The 25,939-nt window shown below is 65.2% G+C and carries 24 protein-coding genes; 8 read left to right on the top strand and 16 right to left on the bottom strand.

Going from position 1 to position 25,939, the window contains the following annotated elements; all coding sequences use genetic code 11:
- Positions 1–101 precede the first annotated feature (101 nt).
- A complete protein-coding gene (locus AC1RCO_RS23155; protein WP_011058582.1) occupies positions 102–1,106 on the bottom strand; it encodes an AraC family transcriptional regulator in 1,005 nt (334 codons plus the stop codon).
- A gap of 99 nt (positions 1,107–1,205) precedes the next feature.
- Between AC1RCO_RS23155 and AC1RCO_RS23150 the strand changes: the two genes are divergently transcribed.
- Entirely contained in the window at positions 1,206–2,279 is a 1,074-nt protein-coding gene (locus AC1RCO_RS23150) for a fatty acid desaturase (RefSeq protein WP_065364760.1), read from the top strand.
- A gap of 113 nt (positions 2,280–2,392) precedes the next feature.
- Complete coding sequence (locus AC1RCO_RS23145) at positions 2,393–2,839, top strand: hypothetical protein (protein WP_492618082.1); 447 nt, start codon at positions 2,393–2,395, stop codon at positions 2,837–2,839.
- Between the two features lie 186 nt (positions 2,840–3,025).
- Here the strand turns inward: AC1RCO_RS23145 and AC1RCO_RS23140 are convergent, their stop codons facing one another.
- From AC1RCO_RS23140 to AC1RCO_RS23130, 3 genes are read right to left on the bottom strand one after another with little or no spacing between them, the layout of a single operon-like run.
- Positions 3,026–4,636, bottom strand: coding sequence for an arylsulfatase (locus AC1RCO_RS23140; protein WP_015633716.1), 1,611 nt, complete (start codon positions 4,634–4,636; stop codon positions 3,026–3,028).
- A 14-nt stretch (positions 4,637–4,650) separates the two neighbouring features.
- Complete coding sequence (locus AC1RCO_RS23135; protein ID WP_011058586.1) at positions 4,651–5,466, bottom strand: ABC transporter ATP-binding protein; 816 nt, start codon at positions 5,464–5,466, stop codon at positions 4,651–4,653.
- Positions 5,463–7,058 carry an ABC transporter permease gene (locus AC1RCO_RS23130; RefSeq protein ID WP_492618081.1) on the bottom strand — a complete coding sequence of 532 codons (1,596 nt, stop codon included), beginning with the start codon at positions 7,056–7,058 and terminating at the stop codon, positions 5,463–5,465. Before AC1RCO_RS23130 ends, AC1RCO_RS23135 begins: the two co-directional genes overlap by 4 nt.
- 368 nt (positions 7,059–7,426) lie before the next feature.
- Here AC1RCO_RS23130 and AC1RCO_RS23125 point away from each other — a divergent pair, with 368 nt between their 5' ends.
- On the top strand, positions 7,427–8,449 hold the full coding sequence (locus AC1RCO_RS23125; RefSeq protein WP_041115133.1) for an ABC transporter substrate-binding protein: 1,023 nt from the start codon (positions 7,427–7,429) through the stop codon (positions 8,447–8,449).
- Between the two features lie 151 nt (positions 8,450–8,600).
- On the opposite strand, the gene AC1RCO_RS23120 is transcribed toward AC1RCO_RS23125, so the two are convergent.
- Positions 8,601–9,521, bottom strand: coding sequence for a LysR family transcriptional regulator (locus AC1RCO_RS23120; protein WP_011058589.1), 921 nt, complete (start codon positions 9,519–9,521; stop codon positions 8,601–8,603).
- Between the two features lie 183 nt (positions 9,522–9,704).
- On the opposite strand from AC1RCO_RS23120, the gene AC1RCO_RS23115 reads away from it, so the two are divergent.
- Entirely contained in the window at positions 9,705–10,610 is a 906-nt protein-coding gene (locus AC1RCO_RS23115; RefSeq protein ID WP_492618080.1) for a TauD/TfdA dioxygenase family protein, read from the top strand.
- A 267-nt stretch (positions 10,611–10,877) separates the two neighbouring features.
- On the opposite strand, the gene AC1RCO_RS23110 is transcribed toward AC1RCO_RS23115, so the two are convergent.
- Entirely contained in the window at positions 10,878–12,494 is a 1,617-nt protein-coding gene (locus AC1RCO_RS23110; protein ID WP_093407319.1) for an alkaline phosphatase family protein, read from the bottom strand.
- 241 nt (positions 12,495–12,735) lie between these two features.
- Entirely contained in the window at positions 12,736–13,680 is a 945-nt protein-coding gene (locus AC1RCO_RS23105; protein ID WP_220223527.1) for a LysR family transcriptional regulator, read from the bottom strand.
- A gap of 154 nt (positions 13,681–13,834) precedes the next feature.
- Here AC1RCO_RS23105 and AC1RCO_RS23100 point away from each other — a divergent pair, with 154 nt between their 5' ends.
- Together AC1RCO_RS23100 and AC1RCO_RS23095 are read left to right on the top strand one after the other, a co-directional pair.
- Positions 13,835–16,207 carry a TonB-dependent receptor gene (locus tag AC1RCO_RS23100; RefSeq protein ID WP_492618079.1) on the top strand — a complete coding sequence of 791 codons (2,373 nt, stop codon included), beginning with the start codon at positions 13,835–13,837 and terminating at the stop codon, positions 16,205–16,207.
- A 66-nt stretch (positions 16,208–16,273) separates the two neighbouring features.
- The gene (locus AC1RCO_RS23095) at positions 16,274–17,611 is read left to right on the top strand and encodes an aryl-sulfate sulfotransferase (RefSeq protein ID WP_011058594.1); all 1,338 of its coding nucleotides are present in this window, start codon (positions 16,274–16,276) and stop codon (positions 17,609–17,611) included.
- Between the two features lie 64 nt (positions 17,612–17,675).
- Here AC1RCO_RS23095 and AC1RCO_RS23090 read toward each other — a convergent pair whose 3' ends face one another.
- The 9 genes from AC1RCO_RS23090 to AC1RCO_RS23050 form a co-directional block, all read right to left on the bottom strand.
- Positions 17,676–18,005: a hypothetical protein gene (locus AC1RCO_RS23090; RefSeq protein ID WP_236203006.1), complete on the bottom strand. Its 330-nt coding sequence runs from the start codon at positions 18,003–18,005 to the stop codon at positions 17,676–17,678.
- Positions 18,002–18,439, bottom strand: coding sequence for an SMI1/KNR4 family protein (locus tag AC1RCO_RS23085; protein WP_011058596.1), 438 nt, complete (start codon positions 18,437–18,439; stop codon positions 18,002–18,004). Before AC1RCO_RS23085 ends, AC1RCO_RS23090 begins: the two co-directional genes overlap by 4 nt.
- A 95-nt stretch (positions 18,440–18,534) precedes the next feature.
- Entirely contained in the window at positions 18,535–19,206 is a 672-nt protein-coding gene (locus tag AC1RCO_RS23080) for a hypothetical protein (protein WP_047335383.1), read from the bottom strand.
- A gap of 75 nt (positions 19,207–19,281) precedes the next feature.
- Positions 19,282–19,497, bottom strand: a complete 216-nt coding sequence (locus tag AC1RCO_RS23075; protein WP_011058598.1) for a helix-turn-helix domain-containing protein — start codon at positions 19,495–19,497, stop codon at positions 19,282–19,284.
- Positions 19,498–19,506: 9 nt separating this feature from the next.
- Entirely contained in the window at positions 19,507–20,085 is a 579-nt protein-coding gene (locus tag AC1RCO_RS23070; RefSeq protein WP_015633727.1) for a hypothetical protein, read from the bottom strand.
- 540 nt (positions 20,086–20,625) lie between these two features.
- The gene (locus tag AC1RCO_RS23065) at positions 20,626–21,102 is read right to left on the bottom strand and encodes a DUF6392 family protein (protein WP_015633728.1); all 477 of its coding nucleotides are present in this window, start codon (positions 21,100–21,102) and stop codon (positions 20,626–20,628) included.
- Between the two features lie 150 nt (positions 21,103–21,252).
- Positions 21,253–22,458 (bottom strand): CynX/NimT family MFS transporter, encoded by a 1,206-nt coding sequence (locus AC1RCO_RS23060; protein WP_011058601.1) that lies wholly within the window; start codon positions 22,456–22,458, stop codon positions 21,253–21,255.
- On the bottom strand, positions 22,445–22,906 hold the full coding sequence (locus AC1RCO_RS23055) for a nucleoside deaminase (protein ID WP_401333621.1): 462 nt from the start codon (positions 22,904–22,906) through the stop codon (positions 22,445–22,447). The genes AC1RCO_RS23060 and AC1RCO_RS23055 overlap by 14 nt, the downstream gene beginning before the upstream one ends.
- Positions 22,907–22,934: 28 nt before the next feature.
- The gene (locus tag AC1RCO_RS23050; protein ID WP_065364770.1) at positions 22,935–23,597 is read right to left on the bottom strand and encodes an ankyrin repeat domain-containing protein; all 663 of its coding nucleotides are present in this window, start codon (positions 23,595–23,597) and stop codon (positions 22,935–22,937) included.
- Positions 23,598–23,705: 108 nt separating this feature from the next.
- Here AC1RCO_RS23050 and AC1RCO_RS23045 point away from each other — a divergent pair, with 108 nt between their 5' ends.
- Positions 23,706–24,569 carry a LysR substrate-binding domain-containing protein gene (locus AC1RCO_RS23045; RefSeq protein WP_011058604.1) on the top strand — a complete coding sequence of 288 codons (864 nt, stop codon included), beginning with the start codon at positions 23,706–23,708 and terminating at the stop codon, positions 24,567–24,569.
- Positions 24,570–25,081: 512 nt separating this feature from the next.
- Entirely contained in the window at positions 25,082–25,897 is an 816-nt protein-coding gene (locus AC1RCO_RS23040) for an energy transducer TonB (RefSeq protein ID WP_011058605.1), read from the top strand.
- Positions 25,898–25,939: the final 42 nt, after the last annotated feature.

Raw genomic sequence — 25,939 nt, 5'->3', positions numbered from 1 at the left:
CGACAAGGCCGCCAGGCCTTCAGCGGCCTGCAGTATTTGCGCCCGCGTTGCGGTCGTTCGCAGCTTCGCAGGCTCAGCAGCGGCTACAAGGTTGCAGGGGCTTAGCGCAGGCCGTCGCGAAATTGCCCCGGGGTCATCCCGGTCCAGCGCTTGAATGCCCGGCTGAAACTGCTGGCATCGGCAAAGCCCAGCAGGTAGCTGATCTCGCTCAGGGAGCATTCCAGGTCCCGCAGGTGCAGCAGGGCGAGGTTTTCCCGGCATTCGTTGAGCAGGGTGTCAAAGCGCGTGCCTTCATCCGCCAGGTGCCGTTGCAGGCTGCGCAGGCTCAGGTGCAGGGCCTGGGCCACTCGCTCGGCCGAAGGTTCGCCTTCGGGCAATTGGGCTTCGATCACCCCGCGTACCTTGCGCTCCCAGGTCAGGGGCCGCAGTTGCAGGAGGGTGCGCTTGAGCACCGCTTCGTTGTGCTCGGCCAGCTCCGGGTTGGCGTCGTCCAGATGGCTGTCGAAATCGTGCAGGCCGAACTCCAGGCAGTCGTCCACGGCGGCGAACTGCACCGGGCAGCGGAATACCTTGTGCCACTGGCTCGGGTCCGCCGGGGCCGGGCGCCGCAATTGCACGGCCAGCGGCGCGTAGTCACGGCCCAGGCGGTTGCGGCAGGTGCGCACGTAGATCGCGGCAAAGGCGTCGATGGCTTCGAAGGCCGGTTGCGGCGCGCCTTCGGGCACCTTGAGGAAGAACCGGTAGCGGTCCGCTTCCCGGGTCAGGGCCAGTTCCAGGGCGTCGCTGACCACCTGGTGATAACGCACGATGCGCTCGAACACTTCCCGCAGGCTGCCGCTGGCCACCAGGGCGTAGCCCAGGGCATGGAAGGTGGTGGGGCTGACAAAACGCGACACCCGCAGGCCGATGGCCGGGTCGCCGCTGGCCTGCACGGCGAGATGCCACAGGCGGGTGGTGGCCGACAGCGGGTAGCGGGCGTTGGGGTCGTCCATCAATTGCGGGTCGAGCCCGGCTTCGCGGCACAGTGCGGCGCTGTCGAGGTCCAGAGCGTCCAGTTGCTTGCGCAAGGCGCGGGTCCAGCTGGCAAGGGAGGTGGCTTCGGTCATGCGATTGGCGCGTCCGGTCAACAGGTTGGCGTTTACGGCTAGCGCCCGGAGCCGGGGCTCGGGGCAGGATGCACACATCACTGACCAGAGGATGGAATCATGCAGGGTATTTCTGCAAGCCCCGAGCGGATGAACGCACAGCAGCGGGCGGCGCATATACGCCAGGTGGTCCTGGCCCGGGGTGATGAACTGCGCCGGCGTTTTCCCTTGCTGCGGCACCAGGACGCGCTGGGCGCGGGGATCCTTGCGTTCGCTCTGTCGGGGATGCTGGGGTCAGCGCTGCTCTATGTCACGGGTCACCTGGCCTGGTGGGCGTGCCTGCTGCTCAACGCGTTCTTCGCCTCCCTGACCCACGAGCTGGAACACGACCTGATCCACAGCATGTACTTTCGCAAGCAGCGCCTGCCCCACAACCTGATGCTGGGGCTGGTGTGGCTGGCGCGGCCGAGTACCATCAACCCCTGGGTGCGCCGCCACCTGCACCTGAATCATCACAAGGTGTCCGGCAGCGAGAGCGACATCGAGGAGCGCGCCATCACCAACGGCGAGCCCTGGGGCATCGCCCGCCTGCTGATGGTGGGGGACAACATGATGGCGGCCTTCATCCGCCTGCTGCGGGCGCCGGGGGCCAGGCGCAAGCTGGGCATCCTCGTTCGTACCCTGGCGGTGTACGCGCCGCTGGCATTGCTGCATTGGGGCGCCTGGTATGTGTTCCTGGGCTTTCATGGGGCCAACGGCGTGGCCGCCCTGCTGGGCAGCCCGATCCAGTGGTCGCAAGACACCGCGTCGCTGATGCACTACGTCGATATCGCCGTGGTGGTGATCATCGGCCCCAACGTGCTGCGCACCTTCTGCCTGCACTTTGTCAGTTCCAACATGCACTACTACGGCGACATCGAGCCGGGCAACGTGATCCAGCAGACCCAGGTACTCAACCCCTGGTGGATGTGGCCGTTGCAGGCCTTCTGCTGCAACTTCGGCAGCACCCACGGCATCCACCATTTCGTGGTCAGGGAGCCGTTCTACATCCGCCAGATGACGGCATCGGTGGCGCATAAAGTGATGGCCGAGATGGGCGTGCGCTTCAACGATTTCGGCACCTTTGCCCGGGCCAACCGCTTTACCCGGCAGGAGCGCGAAGCGATGCAACCGGCGCATAACGCCCGGGCTTGAGGGGGCGGACTGTCTTTCTGGTTAAATACCCAAGGACCGATAACGTTAAGCCAAGGTCACGCAGTGCCGGGAAACGCCCGGAATCCGCGAAGAGGCAACGACAGGGAGACAGTATGAGCAGTGCGGTAAGGCGATTGATCGCCGTTGCCTTGATGAGTATGGGCAGCGTGTCGCTGGCCGACTCGGTGGCGCAGGGCAGTGACGAGGCACTGGCGCTGAGTATCTTGAAGCATCTGGAAGTGAACGGTTTTCGCAATTCCTTGCGGCCGCGGCATTACCCGGACGGCACCACGCTGGGCCAGACGCCCTATCGGATCTACGAGAAGGCCGCAGGCGCCGAGGGCACCTACAGCGCGGTGGACGAAGAGCAAAGCTGGGTCTACAGCGTCAGAGTGATGGAGCAGGGGAAGCAGGGCATCGCCATCTGTTTTGTCGACCAGAGCCTGCACGGCAGCTACTTGGCCGCTTCGCCGTTGCGGGTCGAGAAAAACCGGGCTGGGCATTACGTCGTGGTCAAGGAACTGCCGAATACCCCGGCTTGCCGCATCACCCGAGGCTGAGGCCAGCGCCTGGCGCAGCTCGGTGTATTCACCGACAACCCAAACGCACCCCGTAGGAGCCGGCTTGCCGGCGAAAGGGCCCTGGAGACTTGTGTTGTTCTGGAGGACGCCTTCGCTGGCAAGCCAGCTCCTACACAAGCAGGCTCCTCCAGGGGCCGGTTCATAGACAAGCCAGCTCCTGCAAGATCAATCCGGCTGGAACGGTGATTCGCTGAGGATCACTCCGGTTTCATCCACGTAGCGCTGCCATTCTTCCAGCAGGGTGCGCAGTTTTTCCGGCTGGCTGTGGGCCAGGTCGTGAATCTCCCCCGGGTCCTGGCCCAGGTCGTACAGCTGCCACGTCGCCGGGCCCACGGGGCCGGGGATGTACACCGCCTTCCACTGGCCCTGGCGAATTGCCCGGCGGCCGAACAGCTCCCAGCCGGTTACCGTTTGTTCGTCATGCACCCGGGCGGTTTCGCCGGAGAGAAAGCCCAGCCACGACTTGCCCCGCAGTGGCGCCACATCGCGCCCGCGCCAGCGCTTGCCCGGATGGCGCACGCCGGCCAGGTCGAGCAGGGTCGGAGTAATGTCCATCACCGTGCCGAAGCCGTGGCTGATCTGCCCCTTGAGCGGCAGTTGCGGGTAGTGCAGCAGCGCCGGCACGCGAATTCCGCCCTGGGTGGTGAAGGCCTTGAACAGCCGCGATGGCGCAGTGGCCGCCTGGGCCCAGGCCGGGCCGTACCAGACGTAGGAGTTGGCCCGGCCGATGTTCTCCAGGCGGTTGTCATAGTGCTGGTTGAGGTAGGTCAAAAGCTCCGGGCCGAACTTGGGGAAGGCTTCCAGCAGCGCGCCCTCGGCACCGTTGTCGGACATGAACAGGATCAGGGTGTTGTCCAGCTGGCCCTGCTGGCGCAGGTAGTCCACCACCCGGCCGATGTTCCAGTCCATGCGCTCGACCATCGCCGCATACACCTCCATGGCCCGTGCCGACACCTGGCGCTGTTCTTCGCTGAGGGCGTTCCATTCGGCGTTCAGGTTGATCAGCGGATGGGGCTCGACCTGCGGGTCCACCAGGCCCAGGGCCTGGAGTTTTTCCAGGCGCTCGCGGCGCAGCACTTCGGGGCCGGCGTCATAGCGGCCCCGGTACTTGGCGACGATTTCCTCCGGAGCCTGCAGCGGCCAATGGGGCGCCGAGAACGGCAGGTAGGCGAAGAACGGCCGGCTCTGGTCGCGCTCTTTCAGGTACTGCAAGAGCTTGTCGCCAAAGGCATCGGAGGAATAGAAACCCGCTGGCAGTTCATCGATGAAGCGGTCGTCCTCGATGTACAGCGCCGGCGTGGATTTGAGCAGCCCGGGGGTGTGCTCGTCGTAGGTCGGCTCGAAGCCGTAGTGGTTGGCCGCCCCCGGCAACAGCGAGAACGAGCGCTCGAAGCCCCGGGCATGGGGCGCGCGTTCGGCAGTCAGCCCCAGGTGCCATTTGCCGCTCATCAGGGTCTGGTAGCCGGCCTCGCGCAGCAGTTCCGGCAGGGCCACCACGCGGTCGTTGAGGTAACCCTCATAGCCCGGCTTGCCGATCAGCTCGGGGGTCAGGGCTTCGGCCATGGTGCCGATCCCGGCGATGTGATGGTCGGTGCCGGTGAGCAGCATGGAGCGGGTTGGCGAGCAGGTGGGGGCGGTGTGGAAGTCGGTCAGGCGCAGGCCGTTGAAGGCCAGGGCATCGAGGTTCGGCGTGGCGATCTCGCCGCCGAAGGCGCCGAGGTCGGAGAAGCCCAGGTCGTCGGCCAGGATCACCAGGAAGTTGGGACGTTGCGGCATCGAGTCACTCCTGTTCAGCAAGCAATGAAGGTCAGGGGCAGGTCGCGGATCTGTACCGGCGAAGGCGCCTGGTAGAGCTCGTCGCGGGTCAGTTCGTGAAGCAGCTCCTCACGCAGTTGGTGGAAGTCGAAACTGCTGCGCTGGCGCGGGTGGGGCAGGGCCACCTCGACCACGCGCTTGATCCGCCCCGGGCGCGGTTCCATGACCACCACCCGGTCGGCGAGGAAGATCGCTTCCTCGACATCGTGGGTCACCAGCACCGTGGTGATCTTGGCCCGCTCGCGGATCGCCAGCAGTTCGTCCTGCATCTGTTGGCGGGTCAGGGCGTCGAGGGCGCCGAAGGGTTCGTCCAGCAGCAGGATCCGCGGGCTGGCTACCAGCCCCCGGGCAATGGCCACTCGTTGCGCCATGCCGCCGGACAGTTGGTGGGGATAGGCCCGGGTGAAATCCTTGAGGCCCACCAGTTCGATGAATTCGCCGACCCGCTGCTGGCGCTCGGCGGCGCTCAGGGGCTCGTTGACCAGCCCCAGGCCGATGTTCTCGGCCACCGTCAGCCAGGGGAACAGGCGGTGTTCCTGGAACACGATGCCGCGCTCGCCGCCGATGCCGCTGACGGCCTTGCCGTCGACCCGGATCTGGCCACGAAACTCGGTGTCCAGGCCGATCAGCAGGCGCAGCAGGGTGGACTTGCCGCAACCGCTGGAACCGACGATGGCGACGAACTCGCCTTCGGCGATGTCCAGGTTGAATTCGCGGATCGCCTCCACCTCGCCACCGGCGACGGCGAAGGTCTTGCCCACGTGAGTGAAACTGACCAGGGGTGCGTTCATGCGTGTCTCCAGCGGGTGGCGCGAAGTTCGAGTTGTTGCCCGATCAGGTTGAGCAGGGCCCCGGTAAGGCCCACCAGGAGCATGCCGGCCATGATCAGGTCCATGCGTAGCAGTTGCTGGGCGCTGATCATCTGGCTGCCGATGCCGCCGTTGGACGGCATGAAGTATTCCGCGCCGATGGTGCCCAGCCAGGCGTAGATCAGGCTGATGCGCAGGCCGGCGAAAATCCCCGGCGCGGCGCCGGGCAGCACCAGCCGGCGCAGCCGTTGCCAGAGGTTCAGGCGCAGTACCTGGGCGGCTTCCGCCAGTTGCGGCGAGAGCTGGGCGACGCTGCGCTGGGTGGCGATGAACAGCGGGAAGAATGCGGCCAGGGCGACGAACACCCACTTGGCCAGTTCCCCCAGGCCGAACCAGGCGGTGAGCAGCGGTACCCAGGCGAAGATGGCGATCTGGCGGATGGCGGCCAGGGTCGGGCCCAGCAGGCGTTCACTGAACCGCGACAGGCCCAGCAGCAGGCCAAAGGCAAAGCCCAGGCCGCCGCCCAGCAGCAGGCCGCCGAGGGTGCGGCCCAGGCTCAGGCCCATGCCCCCCAGCAGGCTGCCATCGAGCAGGCCGTTGCCGGTGGTGGCGAGTACCGCCAGGGGGCTGGGCAGGATGTTCGGGTCGACCCACTGCTGGTCGCTCGCCACTTGCCACAGGGCCAGCAGCGCCAGGGGTAGCAGCCAGGGTTGCAGGCGCTGCCAGCCCTGGTAGCGCGGGCCGCGACGGAATTCGGCGGTGGCCGGGTGCGGCCAGTGCACCAGCCGGCGGTCGAGCCAGCCGATGCCGCGGTCCATGCACACCCCCAGCAGGCCGATCACCAGGATGCACACGAAGACGATGTCCAGCATGAACAGCTGGCGTGCCCAGACCATCAGGTAGCCGATGCCTTCGCTGGAGGCCAGCAGTTCCACTGCCAGCAGCGAGGTCCAGCCGGTGGCCAGCGCCAGGCGCACCCCGGCCATGAAGGCCGGCAGCGCAGCGGGCAGCACCAGGCGGCGCACCAGCAGCGCCGGCGGCAGGCGCAGCACCGCGGCGGCTTCCCGCAGCCGGGGCTGGGCATCGCGCACGCCCACCAGGGTGTGCAGGGTCACGGGCACCACCACCGCCTTGATCAGCACCACCAGCTTGAGCACTTCGCCGATGCCGAAAAACACCATGAACAACGGAATCCAGGCCAGGGTGGGGATCTGCGACAGGGCGCCGAAGGTGGGAAACACCAGGCGCTCCAGGCGTCGGCTGAAGCCCAGGGCACCCCCCAGCAGGGCGCCGGCGGCGATACCCGCCAGCAGGCCCCAGACCAGCCGTTGCAGGCTGATCGCCAGATGGCTCCACAGCTCGCCATGGGCCAGCTCCAGGGCACTGCTCCAGACCAGGGCCGGGGCCGGCAGGATCTGTTCGCTCATCCATTGATTGCGGCTGGCCAGCCACCACAGGGCGAACAGGCTGATGGGCAACAGCCAGGGCAGCAGCCGCTGGCTGATCAGGGGCCAGCCCGGGCGTCCGTCGGACGGCGCCGCCAGGGGCAGGCTGAGCAGGGAAACACGGGCCATGGATGACCTCCGTCGTCGGGTACTGCATGGCGTGGGTCGATGCCGTAGGGGCTGGCTTGTCGGCGAATCAGCGTTTGAGGGTCTGTTCGCTGGCAAGGCGGTTTCTACGTGTTATGCATTTGTGATCTATTAAAATTCTTATCGATTCTATTAAGAGATAAGAAAGGCCATTTAAGGCTTCTCGCCGACACGCATCCAATGCATTTGAAGAATATTTTTCATGCATTTCATGCATATCCCCGGGGACGCCCGTGGCAGCTGATTTATTCGATATGGTTATTAAAATGTGAATTTATAGTATTTAAATGTTGAACGATTCCGTGCCTACCTTTTGCTCCTCTCAGCCTTTGCCACCAGGAGCCGCACCCATGAACCTTCCCTTCAAACGCGTCATCAGCCTGTTCGCCGCCCCGGCCCTGGCGGGGCTCCTGGGCTGCCTGCCGCTGCTGGCCCAGGCCGACGAACTCAAGGAAATCCGCATTGCCGTGCCCGACCTCAGTGCCGGCACCCAGCACAGCGGCGGTGGGGTGGTGGATGTGCTGCGCCAGCAACAGATCTTTGAAAAGGCCTTCGCCGACCAGGGCATCAAGATCCAGTGGAATTTCTTCAAAGGCGCAGGCCCGGTGATCAACGAGGCCTTCGCCAACGGCCAGGTGGACCTGGCGTACCTGGGGGACCTGGCCGCCATCATCGGCAAGTCCAACGGCCTGGATACCCGCCTGCTCAGCGCCTCGGCCCGTGGGGTCAAGCACTATCTGGGGGTGGTGCCGGGTTCCGGGATCAAGACCCTGGAAGACCTCAAGGGCAAGCGCGTGGCAGTGTTCCGTGGCACCGCCACCCAGCTGTCGTTCGACGCGGCCCTGGCCAGCCGGGGCCTGAGCGAGAAGGACCTGAAGGTGGTCAACCTTGACTTCAACGCGGCGGTGGCTGCATTGGCGGCCAAGCAGATCGACGCCTCCTGGGGCAGCACCGGGCTCTCGGCCCTGCGCAGCAAAGGCCTGGCCGAACTGCCCCTGAGCACCAAGGACCTGGGCGGCGCCGGCAGCGTGCAGAGCGTGCTGGTGGGCGCCGGCAAGTTTGTCGACGAACATCCCGAGGCCGTGGCAAAACTGCTCAAGGCCCAGCAGCAGGCCGTAGAGTGGCTGACCCAGGACAGCAACAAGGAAGCCTACATCCAGCTGGTTTCGGGGCTGGCCAGCTACCCGCCGGTGATCTTGCAGGATGACCTCAAGGACCAGCGCCTGAGCGAGATCTTCCCCTCGACCCTGGACCCGGTGTTCCTCGGCAAACTGCAGGATTCGGTAGACCTGGCGGCCAAGGAACGCTTGATTCGCAAGCCGTTCAAGGTGGATGCCTGGGTCGCCCCGCAGTTGGCCGCTGCCGGCCTGTAAACCCCTTCCTGAACCCCTGTAGCCGCTGCCGCAGGCTGCGTTCGGCACCGTAGGGGCCGCCAGTGCCGGCAACGCGGTCTACCTGGAGGAGCCGGGTGCCGTCTTGCGCCGACTGTGTCGTCGTTCGCAGCCTTCGGCAGCGGCTACAGGGTCAGACGGCGATGCTGTGGGTTTGCTGGTCGACCGCCACCAGCACTTCGATCATCTTGCGCGCCGCCGGCGACAGGCGAAAACCGCTGCGGCTGACGATGCCGCAACGCGCATTCAGGCTGTCGATGTTCTGCGGCAGGTTGCGCCAGTGCAGCAGCGCCAGCGAACCCTGGGCGATGTCTTCGGCAAAGGCCTCGGCGGTGCCCACACCGATGGCATTGGACTGGCGGACGATCTTCACCAGCGCCGGAAAGTGCTCGGTCTCGATGGTCGGGGAAAAATCGATGCGCCCGCTGAGGTTGGCCAGCAGCTTGCGAATCCCCGGGGGGATCAGGGTGGTGGCCAGGGGGTAATCGAACATGTCGTTGGTGGACAGGCTCTCCTTGGCCAGCAGCGGGTGCCCGGGGCGGCAGAAGAACACCCCGCGCTTGGGCGTCAGGGGCTGGGTCTGGTAGTTCGGGTCGGCCTCGAAATGGCGGATGTCGGCAATAAAGAATTCGATCTCTTCGCGGTTCAGGCTGCGGCTGAGTTTTTCCCAGTTGTCCACGGCAAAGCAGGTGCGCACCTTCGGGTGGGCACTGGTGAATTGCGCCACCGCATCGGGCACCAACTTCACCGCCGGGGCCGGGCCGCAGCCGAAGCGCACTTCGCCGGCGTCGAGCTTGGTCATCTGGGTCACTTCGCTGCTGAGCAAGGCCGCCCCCTGCACCAGGCTCAAGGCGTGCTGCAGCACCACCTGGCCTTCCGGGGTGGGGCGCAGATCCTTGTTGCCACGGTCCACCAGCACGCAGCCGAACTCCTGCTCCAGGCCCTGGATACTGCGGCTGAAGGCCGGCTGGGTGATGCCCATGGCGTCGGCGGCGCGGACAAAACTGCGGTGTTCATTGAGGGCGATGAAGTAACGCAATTGGCGAAGATCCATATGCTTTCCCGGCATCCGAAAAATAGCTCGAAGGCATTTGCGACGAGTGAGGAATGAGGTTTTAAATGCAAGCTCTTATTCCGTCAACGAAGCATGCAGTTATCTATTAGATCTAAATTGAATATAGATAGAGCGTTGTTTCGCGGCGGTTCCACCGTAAGCAGTCCGATGAGGGTGTACCTGATGAGCAATGCCGCCTTAGCCGTTCAACCTGCTGTTCATGCCCTTGATATTCACCCGGTGGCCGGCCGTATCGGCGCCGAGATCCGTGGCGTGCAACTGTCCGGCGATCTCGACGCCGCCACCGTGGAAGCGATCCGGCAAGCGCTGGTGCAGTACAAGGTGATTTTCTTCCGTGGCCAGACCCACCTCGACGACCAGAGCCAGGAAGCCTTCTCGCACCCGCTGGGCGAACCGGTGGCCCACCCCACCGTGCCGGTACGCGACGGCACCCGCTACCTGATGGAGCTGGATGGCGCCCAGGGCCAGCGGGCCAACTCCTGGCACACCGACGTGACCTTCGTCGACGCCTACCCCAAGGCCTCGATCCTGCGCTCGGTGGTGGCCCCGGCCTCCGGTGGCGACACCGTCTGGGCCAACACCGCCACGGCCTACAACGAACTGTCGGCGGAACTGCGGGAGCTGGCGGACAAGCTCTGGGCGGTGCACAGCAATGAATATGACTACGCCGGGGCCAAGCCGGACGTTTCGGCGGAGAAGCTGGAGCGTTACCGCAAGGTGTTCACCTCCACGGTGTTCGAGACCGAGCACCCGATCGTTCGCGTGCACCCCGAGAGCGGTGAAAAGAGCCTGGTACTGGGGCACTTCGTGAAGCGCATCAAGGGCTATTCCCAGGCGGACTCGGCGCATCTGTTCGGCTTGCTGCAAAGCCACGTCACCCGTCTGGAAAACACCGTGCGCTGGCGCTGGAGCGCAGGGGACGTAGCGATCTGGGACAACCGCTCGACCCAGCACTATGCCGTGGACGACTACGGCACCCAGGACCGCATCGTGCGCCGCGTGACCCTCAAGGGCGACGTCCCGGTGGGCGTCCACGGCCAGCGCAGCCAGACCACCAAAGGCCTCTGACCCGCCCCCTCAAGCCCCTACGGGCATTTACCCGATGAACCTGCCCACTGTAGGAGCTGGCTTGCCAGCGAAGGCGCCCTCGAGAGCACTGCAAGACTTGAGGGCCTCTTCGCCGGCAAGCCGGCTCCTACAGGAATTTACGCGATGAACCTGCCCGCTGTAGGCGCCGGCTTGCCAGCGAAGGCGCCCCTGAGAGTGCTGCAATGTCCAAGGGCCTCTTCGCCGGCAAGCCGGCTCCTACGGGGGAAGGTGCAGGTACGGGTGGGGCTACCACACGCCGATCTGTACCAGCTTTTCGCTTTCCGGCTCGCCGTAGCGAAAACGCTGGCCGCGCAGGTCGATTTCTTGATGGCTGATGGTGGTACGGCGTTTCAGGCCGCGCAGCCATTCCAGTACATATCCCAGGTGTTCTTCGCGCACCGCGGCATAGGCCGGATCGGCCCCCAGGTCGTGCAACTCCTGGGGGTCGTTGTGCAGGTCGAACAACTGCGGGCGCAAGCCATCGTAGGCCAGGTACTTCCAGCGCTCGCTGCGCACCATGGTCATGCGGCAGCGGTCGATGGGCTGGCCCAGGCGCTCCCGCGCCGGGGCCTGGAAGGCGTAGTCGTATTCGCTGATGGCGTAGCGGCGCCAGGCCGGTTCGGCGCCGTGCAGCAGGGGGATCAGCGAGCGGCCTTCCAGGCGATGCTCGGCCCCTGGCAGGCCCAGGGCCTCGAGAAAGGTCGGCAGGGCGTCGATGGTTTCCACCAGGCGTTCGTCCACGGTGCCGCGGCTGCTGTCTGCCGCCGTGCGCGGGTCGCGGACGATCAGCGGCACGCCCACCGCCGGTTCCAGCAGAAATTCCTTTTCCCCCAGGTAGTGGTCGCCAAGGAAGTCGCCGTGGTCGCTGGTGAAGACGATCAGGGTGTCGTCCCAGCGGCCGTTGCTCTGCAGGAAGTCAAACAGCCGGCCGAGCTGGTCATCCACCTGCTTGATCAGGCCCATGTAGGTGGGCACCACGTTCAGGCGCACCTCATCCCGGGAAAAATTCAGGCTCTCTTCATGCTGGCGGAAGGCGGCGTAGACCGGGTGATCGCTGAGCTGCCCTGGCGCGGCGCGCACCGCCGGGATCACCTGCTCGGGGCCATACAGTGCGTGGTACGGGGCAGGCGCGATATAGGGCCAGTGGGGCTTGATGTAGGACAGGTGCAGGCACCAGGGCTGCTCGCCTTGTTCGCTGATGAAGTCGATGGCGCGGTCGGTGGTGTAGACGGTTTCCGAGTGCTCTTGCGCGACCCGGGCCGGCAGGTGGGCGTTGCGCATTTTCCAGCCGCTGCGGATTTGCCCCTGCTCGCCGGCCCCGGCGTTGGCCCAGTCGTGCCAGGGGTTGCGCCCTTGGTAGCCGAGGTCGCGCAGGTAGTGTGTGTAGGGCGCCGATTCGCGCTTGTCGTCGAATACCGGGTCGTCGGGGTAGATGCCGTCATGGCGGAAATAGGGCTCGAAGCCGACTTCGTTGAGTACCTCGGCCTGGGCACTTTCGGGGTCGATGGCCAGGCGTTGCAGGGCGTCGAGGTTGGGCGTGGCGTGGGTCTTGCCCACCAGCGCGGTGCGGATGCCGTGGGGCCGCAGGTAGTCCCCCAGGGTCAGTTCTTCAAGGGGCAGGGGCACGGCGTTCCAGGCCACCTGGTGGCTGCTGACGTAGCGCCCGGTGTAGGCCGACATGCGCGACGGGCCGCAGATGGTGCCCTGGGTGTAGGCGCGGCTGAAGCGCACCCCGGCGTTGGCCAGGCGGTCGATGTTCGGGGTATGCAGGTGCGGGTGGCCGTAGCACGAGAGGTAATCCCGGCGCAGCTGGTCGCACATGATGTAGAGCACGTTGCGCACGGGCGGATGGGTATTGGACATGGGGTTCACCAAGGGGAAGACAGGCGAGGTTTTTCGCCTCCGGCGGGGGCTTCCGGCAAGCGCATTTGCCGAATAGTTTCGATGCGTTTCATGCAATGCCGACCGGCCCTCCCACGCCGTGTGCGGACGGCAGGGTCTTGTAGGAGCTGGCTTGCCAGCGAAGGCGTCCCTGAGAGCGCTGCAAGGCTCAAGGGCCTCTTCGCCGGCAAGCCGGCTCCTACGGTGAGAGCATGCAGGTGGCTCAGACCGCCAGGTTGTCCAGGCTGCACACGTCCTCGTCCTGTTCGTCGATGCGCTTGATTTCTTCGATCATCGCCGCGGCCAAAGGCGACAGGCGATAGCCGGCGCGGCTGACGATGCCGTAGCGGGTGTAGAGCTCTTCCAGGTCGTCGGCCAGGCCGTCGATCTTCAGGCACACCAGCTCGCCCTTGGCGTTGTGCAACGCGTCGCTGTAGGAACCGACGATGCCGATGGCGTCCGAGCGCATGACCACCCCCAGCAGGCTGTAGCTGTTTTCGCATTCCACATTGGGCGTGAAGTCCGGCTTGCCGCTCAGATCGACAATGACCTTGCGCAGGTTGGGCGGACGGATGGTCACCGCCAGTGGGTAGCTCAACAGTTCGCTGGCGCTGACACTTTCGCGCTGGGCCAGGGGGTGTCCGGCGCGGCAGCAGAAATGCCATTTGCGCGGGCGCAGGCGCTGGGTCAGGTAGTCCGGATCGGCCTCGAAGTGCCGGGTGTCGGCAACGAAGAATTCGAACTCTTCGCTGAGCAGGCGCTTGCTCAGGCTTTGCCAGTCATCCACCTGGAACTGCACCCGGGCCTTGGGATAACGCCCGATAAAGCTGCCGATGGCCCGGGGGATTAGCCCTGCGGCTGGCGCCGGGCCACAGCCGAAGCGCAACTCTCCCGCTTCCAGCCCATTGAACTGGCTGATCTCGTTGGCCATCTGCTGGGCGCCGCTGACCAGCCGGCGCGCGTGCTCCAGCAGCAACTGGCCCTGCTTGGTCGGCGCCAGGTCCTTGCGCCCGCGATCCACCAGCTGGCAGCCGACGCTGTGTTCCAGGGCCTGGATGCTGCGGCTGAAGGCCGATTGCGAGAGGTTCACCGCCGCTGCGGCCGCGACAAAGCTGCGCTGTTCGGCGAGGGCGATGAAGTGGCGGAGCTGGCGCAGGTCGATATGCATTTTTCACATAAAAAATATCGGGGAAATGCATTGGCTATGCATTAGGTCGACTCCTTATAAAGGCAATCTCTTATGCAGTAAATCTTTGTAAAAACATAAATAAATAACTTTAAGGAATATACAAGGCTGTATATTTTCTGACCAGGAGCCGCCCATGAGCCCGTTGTCCCTCGCTTCACCCCTCTCGCCCCGGCGGCTCAAGCGCCTGCCCCTGGCGCTGTTGCTGGCCGGCAGTGCCAGTTGGACACCGACCTGGGCCGAAGACGCTCCGGCGCCAGACACCGCGCCGGCCAAGAGCAGCGCCAGCAAGGCCAAGGCCGATGACGGCCAGTTGCAGACGGTGACCGTGACCGCCCGCCGCCGCGAGGAAAGCTCCCAGAGCGTGCCCACCCCCATGAGCGTGGTCAGCGGCCAGGCCCTGGAGAGCCAGCGGGTGTACCGCATCCAGGATCTGCAGCAACTGGTGCCCAGCGTCAACGTCGCCTACATGCATGCGCGCCAGTCCAGCGTGTCGATCCGTGGCCTGGGCAACAACCCGGCCAGCGACGGCCTGGAAGGCAGCGTCGGGCTGTACATCGACAACGTCTACCTCGGAAGGCCGGGGATGGCGGTGTTCGACCTGATGGACATCGAGCAGCTGGAAGTGCTGCGCGGCCCCCAGGGCACCCTGTTCGGCAAGAACACCACCGCCGGGGTGATCAACATCAGCACCCGGGCGCCGAGCTTCACCCCGGAGCGCAGCATCGAAACCTCCCTCGGCGAGGATGGATACTTCCAGACCAAGGGCACGATTTCCGGGCCGCTGACCGATGAGCTGGCGGGGCGTTTTTCCGCCTACCGCACCCGCAGCGACGGCGACATCAAGAACGAATTCGACGGCCACGACCTCAATGGCGGCTCACGCCAGGGCTTTCGCGGGCAGTTGCTGTACAAGCCCAATGAGAGCTTCAACCTGCGCTGGATCGGCGACTACAACGAAGAGGATTCCAGCGCCGGCACCCGAGTGCTGTACAGCACCGGCCCGACCATCAACGGCACCAATGTCTACGAGTCGCGCGCGGCGGCGGCCGGCGCGACCCTGGTCAATGGTTCGCACCGCAAGGTCAACCTGGACAACGACCAGCACGTGACGGTGTTCCAGGGCGGCACTTCGCTTGAGGCCAACTGGACCCTGCCCAGCGACTTCACCCTGACCTCGGTCAGCTCCTACCGCTGGTGGAATTTCACCCCGCGCAACGACGATGGCCTCAACGTTCCGGCCAGCTACAACGCCGGGGTTTCGGTGCAAGACAAGCAGTGGTCCCAGGAATTTCGCCTGGCCTCGCCCACCGGCGGCTTCTTCGACTACGTGCTGGGCGCCTACTACTTCGGCTCCGACCTGGACAACAAATCCTTCGCCTATTACGGGCCCAAGGCGGACATCTGGAATGGCACCCCGGCCGGCGCCCTGAGCAACGTCACCAGCATCGGCAACGGGCATATCCAGACCAACAGTTTCGCCCTGTTTGCCCAGGGCACCTGGCACCTCACCGAGCGCCTGGATTTCACCGCCGGCCTGCGCGGCACCTACGAGGAGAAAAGCGCCTGGGTGACCCGCAACGCCCCGCTGGGCGGCGTGGCGGTGGCCGGCGCCGCCGCCAACGCGCGGCGCGGGCGCACCGGAGCCTATGACTCCGGCGACCTCAACCAGTACAGCACCAGCCCCTCGGGCCTGCTCAACCTCAGCTACCGCATCACCGACGACCTGCTGGGCTACGCCACCCTGTCCCACGGCGAGAAGTCCGGTGGGGTCAACCTGACGGTGGGGTCGGCGCCTACCGCCGGGGCCGATTCGCTGCTGATCGGCACCGAGCGCGCCAACAACGCCGAGCTGGGTTTCAAGAGCACCCTGTGGGACCGCCGCCTGCAACTCAACGCCAACCTGTTCTGGACCCAGGTCAACGGCTACCAGACCAACGCCTACGACGACGTCAACCGCGTGCAGTACCTGACCAACGCCGGTTCGGTGCGCTCGCGCGGGGTGGAAGTGGAAAGCACCCTGGTGCCGATCCGTGGCCTGACCCTGAACCTCAACGGTTCCTACAACGACGTGCGCTACCTCTCCTACAAGGATGCGCCGTGCCCGCCGGAAGTCAGCCTGCGCCCCGGTGCCCCGGCCTCGTGCGATCTCAGCGGCCACCAGGTGGTGGGCGCCTCGAAATGGATCGGCAACGCCAACGGCGAATACAAGTGGAACCTGGACAACGGCCTGGAAGAGTACGTCACCGCCAGCTATGCATTCCGTTCCAAGGCGGTGGGCACCGTGGAGGATTCCGAGTACGGGCAGATCCCCAGCTACGCCGTGGTCAACCTTTCCACCGGCTTGCGCGGCAACTACGAGCAGGGCCAGTGGGACGTTTCGCTGTGGCTGAAGAACGCCTTCGACAAGACCTACTACACCACCCTCTGGACCGGCGGCAACGGCGGTTACGAAGGCCTCCTGGGCACCCCGCGGACCTTGGGCGTGACCGGTCGCTACGATTTCTGATACCCGGCTTTTCGCACCTTGCGCCGGGTTCTCCGGCGCCTTTCGACTTGAACAGGAGTGCTTGTCATGTTGCGCCTCACCACCGCTTTGCCCCTGCTGCTGTCCACCGCCCTGCTGGCCTCGGCGGTGCAGGCCGCGCCCAGCGTCTACCCCACCGGCGTCACTCGCTACGATCCGGCCAGGGCCTATAACCAGTACGTGATCTTCAGTGGTGCCGATAAGCAGACCCACCTGATCGACATGAACGGCAACGAAGTGAAGAACTGGCCCCAGGCCGGTTTCCCCTCGGCCATCATCGACCCGCAACTGGTGGGCGGCGAGCGTGGCCGGGTGCTGTTGCAGCTCAAGGACAAGGAGCCCGGGCCCCTGGGTTCGGCGGGCAACGGCCTGGGCAACCAGAGCGTCGGCGAGCTGGACTGGAACGGCAAGCTGGTCTGGCAGTGGGGCGACCAGGCCCCGGGCGGTGCGGCCCAGCAGCATCATGACCAGCGCCGGCTGAGCAACGGCAACACCCTGGTGCTGGCCAACAAGGTGCACAAGGTGGCGGGGTTCAAGGTGCCCCAGGTGATCGACGACGCGATCTATGAAGTCAGCCCCGAGGGCCAGGTCAAATGGCAGTGGCTGGCCTCCGAACACCTTAAGGAATTCGGCTTTACCCCGGCGCAACTGAAGCTGGTGTACGGCACCGACAACCCGGACTACCTGCACATCAACAACCTCAGCGTGGTGGGCCCCAACCAGTGGTTCGACGCCGGTGATAAACGCTTCGCCCCGGACAACCTGCTGATCGACTCGCGCAACGCCAATTTCATCGCCATCCTCGACAAGCACAGCGGCAAGGTGGTCTGGCGCCTGGGGCCGAACCTGTCGCCGATCAACCCGAAGACCGCCGCCAAGGTGCCGCGCCCGGTGGACCAGTTCGTCGGCCAGCATGATGCCCACATCATTCCCGCCGGCTTGCCAGGGGCCGGGCATCTGCTGGTGTTCGACAACCAGGGCACCGCCGGTTACCCCTCGGTGCCCCTGGGGCTGATCGCCGGCTCCCGGGTGCTGGAGATCGACCCGATCAAGAACCAGATCGTCTGGCAGTACAGCGCCGCCAGTTCCCGGCAGCCGGGCTGGGCTTTCTACAGCTCGTTCATCAGCAGTGCGCGGCGCCTGCCCAACGGCAATACCCTGATCGACGAAGGCATGAACGGGCGCTTCTTCCAGGTGACGGCCGGCGGTGAAATCGTCTGGGAATACGTCAGCCCCTATCTGGGCAAGGCACCGGGCAGCGAGGCCATCAGCAACTGGGTGTACCGGGCTCTGCCGGTGAGTTACGACTGGGTGCCCCAGGGCACGCCGCGTTCGGAAACGGCAGTGAGCGTGCCGGACTCGGGGCTCAAACAGGCGGGGATTTGAGCAGGTTCCCGGGGGCGGGCGGCCTCGCCACAAATCAGGTGCGGGAGCAGCCCTGGGGATGGCCTCAGAAGTAGAAAAACAGGCCGGTGTCGCGTTCCAGGGCCAGACGATTCAAGGCGATCAGCTTGGGGAGCAGTTCGTCTTGCGCCGTAGCGGCCCGGGTCAGGATCGACAGGGCCGTGGCCAGGGCGGCCTGGCCCTGGATCGACGCGTCCTCGTAGTCATCGATCAGGGTGCCCAGGGCACGGTTCAAGCTGGGCAGCAGGTCGCTGCGGGACAGGGTTGCCCACTGCTCCGGGGACAGCGCCAGTTCTTCCAGGTCGCCCGGTAGGCACTGGTCCAGGTCCAGGCGTTGCTGGGCGTCTTTGCTGGTGGGCACGACTATCCACTTCATGGCTGCCACAGCTCGACAAAGGCCTTGAAATCGGCGGCCACCGGGTAACGGCTGGCGCTCTCGGGATCGAAGATTTCCACCGCCACGGCCGGGCTGTTGAAGTCCAGGCAGATCAGCAGGCCGCCGGCATCCCGGGCAATCGGCAGGCAGCCTGCGGCGAGCCCCGGCACACGGCCAGGGCTGGCGTACCAGAGCAGGGTCCAGGGCTGGCTGCTCAGGCCGAATTCGAAGAACTCGCTGATGCAGGTGTAGCCGCCGTCATAGGCGAAGCCGCCGATCCCCGGCGTGGCGGCCTCGGCGTACTGCACCAGCTCCAGGTACAGCGACGGAAACTCGACGCCGAGGCGATGCTGCACCTGGGCGATCAGCTGTTCGTCCACGATAGATCCGGGTTCTATTTCCCAGGCATTCCAATCCAGGGTCATGCTCGACATGCGCCTTGTCGTTGAGGGACCGCGCCCGCCCGATGGAGGATCGGGCGGGCGTCGAGGGGCGATTGTAGGCGTGTCGCCCGGTGCGTGGTAGGCGCTTATTTGCAGCTATGGCCTTCGGGCAGGGTGACGGTGTATTTGCGCTGCACCCGGTTGCGGAAGTCCAGGTTGTCCAGGCTTTCCTGCACCAGGAAATCCTCGACCTTGGCGTCCTGGCAGTCCTCGTTATAGGACGAGGCCCGCAGCAGGAATACCGTGCGCCTGCTCTGTTCGTCCTTGGCCTTGATGTTGAAGGTACTGAGGGTGGTGTAGCCGGTGCGCTCCGAGGAACCCACCGGGCCCCAGGTGGTGGTCGGGGTGCTGTTGCACACCAGGTTCTTGTCTTTATGGGTGCTCTGCTTGCACACCGTCTTGGTGCTGCTGGGCACCTGGCCGTAGTCGGTGGCGGTGTAGCGGTAGCTGACCTTTTCGCTGCCCACGTCGAGGGTGAAGTTCATTCGGAACGGCGGATGGTTCTTGGGCAGCGACGTATCGGTGTAGACCTGCTTGAAACCCATGCCATGCAGGGCGGCGACCATGTCGCGCAGGTAGTAGCTGGCGTTGAGGCCGTGGGCATCGTTGGCTCCGTTGATGCTTACCAGCACCGGGGCCTGAGGGTCGAAGTAGTAGTCCGGGGCCGGAGTGGCGGCAATCGCCACTTCGAGTTTGTTGGCGCAGCCGGTCAAAAGGCAGGCGAGCAAAAGCAGCGGGCAGAGCAGGTAGCGAGTCATGAATAAGCCAATGTGCAACGTGAGGAGTGGTAAGGCTTTAACGATCGGGACTCGGATCAAACAAACGCGGGGGTGTCACGCGGGCTCGGTGGCCTGATATTCCAGCAGGTCGCCGGGCTGGCAGTCGAGTGCGGCGCAGAGTTTGTCCAGGGTCTCGATTTTCATCCCCTTGACCTTGCCATTTTTCAGCAACGACAGATTGGCCTCGGTAATGCCCAGGATGGCGGCCAACTCTTTCGAGCGAATCTTGTTTTTAGCCATGACAACGTCAAGCCGAACGATAATGGTCATCTCATTGTTCTATATGTAGTGACTGTGCTCATCACTGAGGACTTTGGCGTCGCGCATGATAATGGAAAACGAGCAGAGCAAGATTCCTTTGACCACCTCGTAGGCCGCGTAGGACGAGAAGCCCGCGGAAATCTGCAGGATGCGCTGGCCGGGCGGCAGGTCGATGGACAGGGCCAGGCCTTGCAGGGTTTCCATCATCGGGAACGTGGCCGGGGCGACTATCCACAGCATGCCCACGCGCCAGAGGATGCGGATGTTGCGATCGCTCCAGGTTTCGCCACGGGACAGGCGCAGGAAGAACACGCCGGTCAGGTACAGGGCGAAGCTCGACAGCAGCAGTGGCAGGAAGTCGAGGATCACCAGCAGGGCGAAGCTCAGCGACGAGAGCTTGAAGTCCGCTTCCAGCAGGCGCGGCGAGTGTTCGGCGAATACGCCGAGCAGGGCGCCCAGGACCTGGTCCTTGCTGTAGATCCAGAGCCCGGCATTGCCGCCCAGCTCCACCACGCCCATGACCCAGGCCAGGATCGCGGCCAGCAGGCCGACCCGTCGTAAGCGGTACTGGGCCGAGCCGTTGATTTGGGAGTTCATGCGTTATTCCTTGCAAAACTTTGGGGGTGGCAAATTATTGATAAAAAATTATCGAATTACAATAATTTATTTTCAATAATCGTCACGACTCCAGGCCAGGAATCATGCTGTGGCGAGGGAGCTTGTTCCCGCTCGGGCGCGTAGTGGCCGTAAAACCTGAGGTTGGGGTCTTATTGGTGTACCTATCCATTGCTGCGGTCACGGCCACTTATGGTTTCGCTCTTGCAGCGAGTCACTTTGAAGCCCGGAATGCCGGCCAGCCCAAAGTAACCAAAGGCTCCTGCCCCTCCACTCGGTGCCTCGCCTAGGCTCGGCCATCGTGTCTAAGGGGGCAGGAAGATCAAAAGCCAGAGCAAGATCAAAATCTGCCGGCGGCCTGCCTGCCGGCCTATCTCTGTCGTCCTCCACGTTTCCCGTCGCCGCTGCCGAGCCTGCGAGGCCGCGAAAGGGACTGCAGGGCCTTGCTTGGCGATCTCGCGCCGGTCCTCTGATGCCTGGCGGATCGCCGCGAGTTTCCACGAGCCATTCTGTGTGGCCGAATCAGTCGCGCTGCGGCTCCAGCAAGTCGAACGACAGGACCTTGATCTGCCGGTCGGCGCTATAGACGAACCCAACCCGCGCACCGGGATGCAGGTGCTCCGGCAGGCGGTAGCTCTCCCAGGCGTTGAGCGTGTATTGCCCATCTGCTGATGGCCTGCGCTCCCCCGATCGCAGGGGCGTACCCAGCAGGTTGCGGATGTCGGCGTGGGTCATGCTGCGCGAGAACGGGGCGGGCAGCTCGCCCCTGTAGAAGGAGCGCCCCTGTTCAAGGGGCATGAGTTCGATCAATACCTTTTCCAGGGCCAGGCTGTCTTCCCAGAAGTCCAGCATCAGGCCGGGCTCGACGATCACGGTCAGCCAATCGAATTCGTCGTAGATCTTGTCCGTCGGGGTCTCGATGCGCTCTCCCCGGGCGATCAGTTCTTCATGGCTGAGCCCCAGGCTGCTTACCCAGCGGCCGATCGTTGCGGCGTCCATCGCTATTCCTGTGTCCTGAGTTGAGTGTGTGCCTGTTGTCGCGAGAGGCGTTGGCGGCCGATCTTAGCCGGTCGAGAAGGATAGTGGTGCTGTGGCGACATGAAGAACGCCGCCTGCCGTGCTGGCAGGCGGTGGGTTGGAGGGCCGGTGTCAGGCCGGTTGGGGCGCGGTATCGAGCTGGGCCCGGGCCTGATAGCTGGCGGGGCTGAAGATCCGGGTCAGGAGCAGCATCGCCAGGACACCCACGATCAGCACCCACCAGGCGCTGACAAAGCTGCCGGTGACTTGCCGCAGCCAGCCGCTGAGCCATGGCGAAACGGCGTTGATCAGAAAGCCCACGCCCTGGACAAAAGCCGCCAGTTGCCCGGCTTCCCGAGGGTCGCGCCGGTGATCCAGGGTGAGGATCAGGCTCAGGGCAAAGCACGCTCCGAGGCCGAAGCCGATCAGCGCCACCCACAGGTGCGGGCTCTGCAAGGGCCACAGCACCAGCCCGAGAAAACCCGCGGCCTGGGCCGCGAGGCTGATGCCCAGCAGCGGGCGGCGGTCGCTGCTGCGTTGGGCCAGGGCCGGCATCAGCAGGGCGGCGCTGACTTGGAACAGGGTCATGAAGGCCAGCAGCGAACCGCTCTGGCTGGCGCTCCAGCCCATCTGCAGGTAGTAGGCCGGCAGCCAGGCGACCATGCTCATGTAGCCGCAGTTCACCAGGCCGAAATACAACGCCAGCAGCCAGGCGCGGCGGTTGTTCCAGAGCCCGGCCAGGGGAGCCGGGCTGCCGTTGCGGCGGCCGGCCCCCAGGGGCAGGCAGGCCCAGAGCAGCAGCGCCGCCATCGCCGGTAGCAGCCAGACGCCAAGCCCCGCCTGCCAGTTGGCGAAGTGGCTGGCCACCTGCGGACTGAGCAGGGCGGCAATGCCGCCACCGCCCATCAGCGAGGCCGAGTAGACGCCCATGGCCAGGGCCACCCGGTGCTGGAACTGGCGCTTGATCAACGCCGGCACCAGGGCCTGGATCAAGGCCACCCCGGCGCCGCCGAGCAGGGCGGTGGCGAGCAAGGCCGCGGCCTGGCCGAAGAACAGCCGCACCAGGCAGGCCAGCAGCACCAGCAGCAAGCCCAGGGAAACGCCCCGACGCTCGCCCAGGCGGGCTTCGATGCGTACACCGAGCAAGGCCACCAGGCCCATGCAGATCACCGGCAGGCTGGTGAGCCAGGCGCTGCTCTGGAAGCTCATGCCGGTGGCGCCGCGGATCTCGTTGAGCAGCGGGCTGACCGAGCTGAGGATCGGCCGCAGGTTCAGCCCCAGGCACACCAGCAGGGCCCAGCCGGCCCAGCGCTGGAAGGTGGATTCAGTTCGCTGCATGACGCTCCTGCCAATCCTGGTAGAGGGCGCTCATCGCTGCCTGGGGCAGGTGCATCACCGGCAGGCGCTGGGCTTCCAGGGGCTTGCTCAGTTGCTGGTAGATGGCCGCGGTGGACAGGCCGAACGGCTCAGCTTGTTCATTGCTGGCAGCGAATACCGCGCGGGACACGCCGCACAGGTACATGGCGGCCAGGCACATGGGGCAGGGCTGGCCGCTGGCGTAGATCACGCAATCATCCAGGCGCGGGCCCAATTGCCTGCTGGCGGCGCGGATGGCCAGCATCTCGGCGTGGGCGGTGGGGTCCTGGCTGAGGTGGATTTCATTCACCGCCTCGGCCAGTACCCGGCCGTTGCGCACCAGCAATGCGCCGAACGGGCGGCCGCCCTGTTCGACATTGCGCCGGGCCAGTGCCACGGCCTGTTGCAGGTAGTGTTGATCGTCGTGCATGCAAGGTTCCTTCAAAAGAGGGGCGGGCTCAGGCAGCGCCGGCATCGCGCAGCAGCTTGGCGATGGCGCCCTGGCCACGGCGCTCGGCCTGTTGCAACGGGCTGAGGCCGGCACGGTCCGGCAGGTTCAGGTTGGCGCCGGCGGCAATCAGTTGGGCGACGATCTGTTGGTGCGCCGGGCCGCCGTCGGACAGCACTATGGCTTCCATCAGGCAGGTCCAGCCCAGGTGGTTGACGTGGTCCAGCTCGACGCCGGCCTCGATCAGCAGGCGCACGGTTTCCACGTGGCCGCGTTCGCAGGCCGGGATCAGCGCGGTGCCGCCGTAGCGGTTGGTGCTCTTGAGGTCGGCGCCGTGGGCCAGGGTCAGCTTGAGGATTTCGTTGTGACCGCTGGCGCCGGCCAGCAGGTAGGGGCTGTCCTGGATCAGGTTCTTGCGGTTGACGTCGGCCCCGGCCTCGATCAGCGCCCGGGCGATGTCGATGCGGTTGTCCCGGGTGGCCACCAGCAGCGGGCTGCTGCCGTCCAGGCCACGGCCATCGAGTGCCGCGCCTTGCTCAAGCAACTGTTGCACCTGTTGCAGTTGCCCCTTGCGTACCGCTTCCAGCAACGCGCCATCGCTGGCCATGACCACCCCCGCAGTGAACAGGCCGGCGGCGATCAGGCCGCGTTTGAGAAAACGCTTGAGTTGCATGAGAACCTCCCGTTCCGGCTGATGAAAGGGAAGTATGGTGACGGCCCTGGGTATTCTGAAATTAAATATAATCATGCCAATCAGTGGCAGTCAGGATGGTAGGTCAACATGTTGGATCCGGTGTTGTTACGCAGTTTTGTCGCGGTCGCCGACAGCCAGAACTTCACCCGCGCCGCCGAGCGCCTGCACCTCACCCAGTCCACTGTGAGCCAGCAGGTGCGGCGCCTGGAAGAGAGCCTGGGCTGCCAGTTGCTGGACCGTGACCAGCGCCGGGTGGTGGCCACGGTGGAGGGCGAGCGGCTGCTGGCCTACGCCCGGCGCATCCTGGCGCTGCATGAAGAGGCCAGCGATATGCTGGTCAACCAGCGCGGCGAAGAAGTCCTGCGCCTCGGGGTGCCGGAAGATTTCGCCGCCGAGCGCCTGATGCCCATGCTCTCGCGCTTTGGCCTGGACTACCCGGCAGTGCGCCTGGAGGTCAGCAGCGGCCTGGGCCCTGAGCTGTTGCGCCAGTACCGGCGGGGTGAGTTCGACCTGCTGCTGGTCAAGCAGATGGGCCACAGCGATGACTGCGTGGACTCCTGGCCCGAGCCGCTGTGCTGGGTCGATAGCGTTCGCCAGCCCGCCTTTGGCCGCGATCCGCTGCCTTTGGTGGCGTTCCCGGTGGGCGGCCTGTACCGCCAGGAAATGCTCCATCACCTGGAGGTCGGAGGCTGGCCGTGGCGCATCGCCTATTCCAGCGCCAGCCTGGCCAGCGTCTGTTCGGCGGTGGCGGCGGGCCTGGGCATCAGCCTGTTGCCGGTACGGGTGCTGGGCAAGGGGCATCGCGTGCTCGACGCCGACAGCGGTTTGCCGGACATCCAGGGCGTGCGCCTGGCGTTGTACGCCGGCAGTGGCTTGAGCCGGGCCGGCAAGGAGCTACAGGAACAGTTGCGGGCAGTGGCAAGCGTCAAGCCGCAAGTGGCCAGGCGATGACTGTCTGCTGGTTGGCCAGGTTCGTCTGCACCAGGGCTGTACAGGCCGATCATCCGGGGGGCGAGTTGCGGAACAGCTTCGTCTAGCCGTCGCGCGTTCGATAACAGGCGGCCGCCGGGATCTCGTCGCCTCATGCCGGTAGCACAGTGCCCCAGCGGCCCTGGAATGCCCCTTCACAAGATTGTTCAAGCAGCGCAAGGGCTGATCTTGAGGGGGCGCTGCTGCTTGGAGAGCTGTTCCATCCCCCGCCAAGCGTCTTGTTTCGATGCTTTGCGGGAATATTTTCGATGCCCGCAAGGCATGGTGTTTTTCCCTCTTGGCTGCAGCCCTTGAACCACGGGGCCTGGGGCTTTTTCGCGAAATCATGTATTCGATTTCGATCTATCTATAACTTGAAAGATTACTTTAAGAGATAAGCACGAGGCACTGATCATTGACCCCGCGGCACCGTTGCGTGGGGGCAGTTCAAACGCCGGTGCCGGGTTTTTCAAAAGATCGTAGGGAGTGAATCCATGGGCAATGTCCAGACCGCCGCCAGTGCACACGAGGTGCTGTGGCGCCAGGCACCGAGCGGCGAGTTGGTCGACCTCGGCCGGCCTCACCGCTTGCCGCTGGGCCAATTGCGTTTGCAACGCACGCCCAAGGGGATATTGCGTCGCCGTGAGGCCATCATCCTCGGCGCCGCGGCCCTGGTACTGCACGCGGCAGTGATCTACTGGCTGAGCCAGAAGCCTACCCCGGTGCTGCCGATCGTACCGCCGGAAATCCCGCCCATGACCATCGAGTTCTCGCGCCCGGCGCCGCCGGTGGTCGAGCCCCCACCGCCACAGCCGGTACAGCCGGTGGTGGAGCCGCCACCTCCGGTGGAGGACGAGCTGGCCGTGAAGCCGCCACCGCCCAAGCCGGTGCCCAAACCCAAACCCAAGCCGGTGCCCAAGCCCGAGCCGAAACCTGCGCCCAAACCGGTGCAGCAGACTCCGGCGCCGCCACAGCCCGCGGCCCCGGTAGCCGCTCCGGCTCCGCCCGCTCCACCGGCCCCGGCGCCCGTGACCCCGGCTTCGGCGAATGCCGCGTACTTGAAGAACCCGGCGCCGGAATATCCGTCGCTGGCCCAGCGTCGCGGTTGGGAAGGCACGGTGCTGCTGCGGGTGCATGTACTGGCCAGCGGCAAGCCGGGCGAGATCCAGATCCAGAAGAGCAGTGGTCGCCAGCAACTCGATGACGCCGCCCTGGCCGCGGTCAAGCGCTGGAGTTTCGTCCCGGCCAAGCAGGGCGACGTGGCCCAGGACGGCTGGGTCAGCGTACCCATAGATTTCAAGATTCATTGAGCCGCAAGGCCGATCAACCAACACGCGCTAAACGCTTACACA

It is taken from the genome of Pseudomonas sp. GW823-FHT03E05, from assembly GCF_058796855.1.
The sequence above is the reverse complement of the archived record's forward strand: the minus strand, read 5'-3'. Positions and strand labels throughout refer to the sequence as shown.

Coding starts and splice junctions, on each gene's coding strand:
- AC1RCO_RS23150 (WP_065364760.1), top strand. CDS start 1,206: ATGCAGGGTATTTCTGCAAGCCCCGAGCGGATGAACGCACAGCAGCGG.
- AC1RCO_RS23155 (WP_011058582.1), bottom strand. CDS start 1,106: ATGACCGAAGCCACCTCCCTTGCCAGCTGGACCCGCGCCTTGCGCAAG.
- AC1RCO_RS23110 (WP_093407319.1), bottom strand. CDS start 12,494: ATGTCCAATACCCATCCGCCCGTGCGCAACGTGCTCTACATCATGTGC.
- AC1RCO_RS23120 (WP_011058589.1), bottom strand. CDS start 9,521: ATGGATCTTCGCCAATTGCGTTACTTCATCGCCCTCAATGAACACCGC.
- AC1RCO_RS23065 (WP_015633728.1), bottom strand. CDS start 21,102: ATGGACGCCGCAACGATCGGCCGCTGGGTAAGCAGCCTGGGGCTCAGC.
- AC1RCO_RS23055 (WP_401333621.1), bottom strand. CDS start 22,906: ATGCACGACGATCAACACTACCTGCAACAGGCCGTGGCACTGGCCCGG.
- AC1RCO_RS23140 (WP_015633716.1), bottom strand. CDS start 4,636: ATGCCGCAACGTCCCAACTTCCTGGTGATCCTGGCCGACGACCTGGGC.
- AC1RCO_RS23135 (WP_011058586.1), bottom strand. CDS start 5,466: ATGAACGCACCCCTGGTCAGTTTCACTCACGTGGGCAAGACCTTCGCC.
- AC1RCO_RS23045 (WP_011058604.1), top strand. CDS start 23,706: ATGTTGGATCCGGTGTTGTTACGCAGTTTTGTCGCGGTCGCCGACAGC.
- AC1RCO_RS23050 (WP_065364770.1), bottom strand. CDS start 23,597: ATGCAACTCAAGCGTTTTCTCAAACGCGGCCTGATCGCCGCCGGCCTG.
- AC1RCO_RS23125 (WP_041115133.1), top strand. CDS start 7,427: ATGAACCTTCCCTTCAAACGCGTCATCAGCCTGTTCGCCGCCCCGGCC.
- AC1RCO_RS23070 (WP_015633727.1), bottom strand. CDS start 20,085: ATGAACTCCCAAATCAACGGCTCGGCCCAGTACCGCTTACGACGGGTC.
- AC1RCO_RS23130 (WP_492618081.1), bottom strand. CDS start 7,058: ATGGCCCGTGTTTCCCTGCTCAGCCTGCCCCTGGCGGCGCCGTCCGAC.
- AC1RCO_RS23040 (WP_011058605.1), top strand. CDS start 25,082: ATGGGCAATGTCCAGACCGCCGCCAGTGCACACGAGGTGCTGTGGCGC.
- AC1RCO_RS23095 (WP_011058594.1), top strand. CDS start 16,274: ATGTTGCGCCTCACCACCGCTTTGCCCCTGCTGCTGTCCACCGCCCTG.
- AC1RCO_RS23075 (WP_011058598.1), bottom strand. CDS start 19,497: ATGACCATTATCGTTCGGCTTGACGTTGTCATGGCTAAAAACAAGATT.
- AC1RCO_RS23145 (WP_492618082.1), top strand. CDS start 2,393: ATGAGCAGTGCGGTAAGGCGATTGATCGCCGTTGCCTTGATGAGTATG.
- AC1RCO_RS23115 (WP_492618080.1), top strand. CDS start 9,705: ATGAGCAATGCCGCCTTAGCCGTTCAACCTGCTGTTCATGCCCTTGAT.
- AC1RCO_RS23090 (WP_236203006.1), bottom strand. CDS start 18,005: ATGAAGTGGATAGTCGTGCCCACCAGCAAAGACGCCCAGCAACGCCTG.
- AC1RCO_RS23085 (WP_011058596.1), bottom strand. CDS start 18,439: ATGTCGAGCATGACCCTGGATTGGAATGCCTGGGAAATAGAACCCGGA.
- AC1RCO_RS23060 (WP_011058601.1), bottom strand. CDS start 22,458: ATGCAGCGAACTGAATCCACCTTCCAGCGCTGGGCCGGCTGGGCCCTG.
- AC1RCO_RS23080 (WP_047335383.1), bottom strand. CDS start 19,206: ATGACTCGCTACCTGCTCTGCCCGCTGCTTTTGCTCGCCTGCCTTTTG.
- AC1RCO_RS23105 (WP_220223527.1), bottom strand. CDS start 13,680: ATGCATATCGACCTGCGCCAGCTCCGCCACTTCATCGCCCTCGCCGAA.
- AC1RCO_RS23100 (WP_492618079.1), top strand. CDS start 13,835: ATGAGCCCGTTGTCCCTCGCTTCACCCCTCTCGCCCCGGCGGCTCAAG.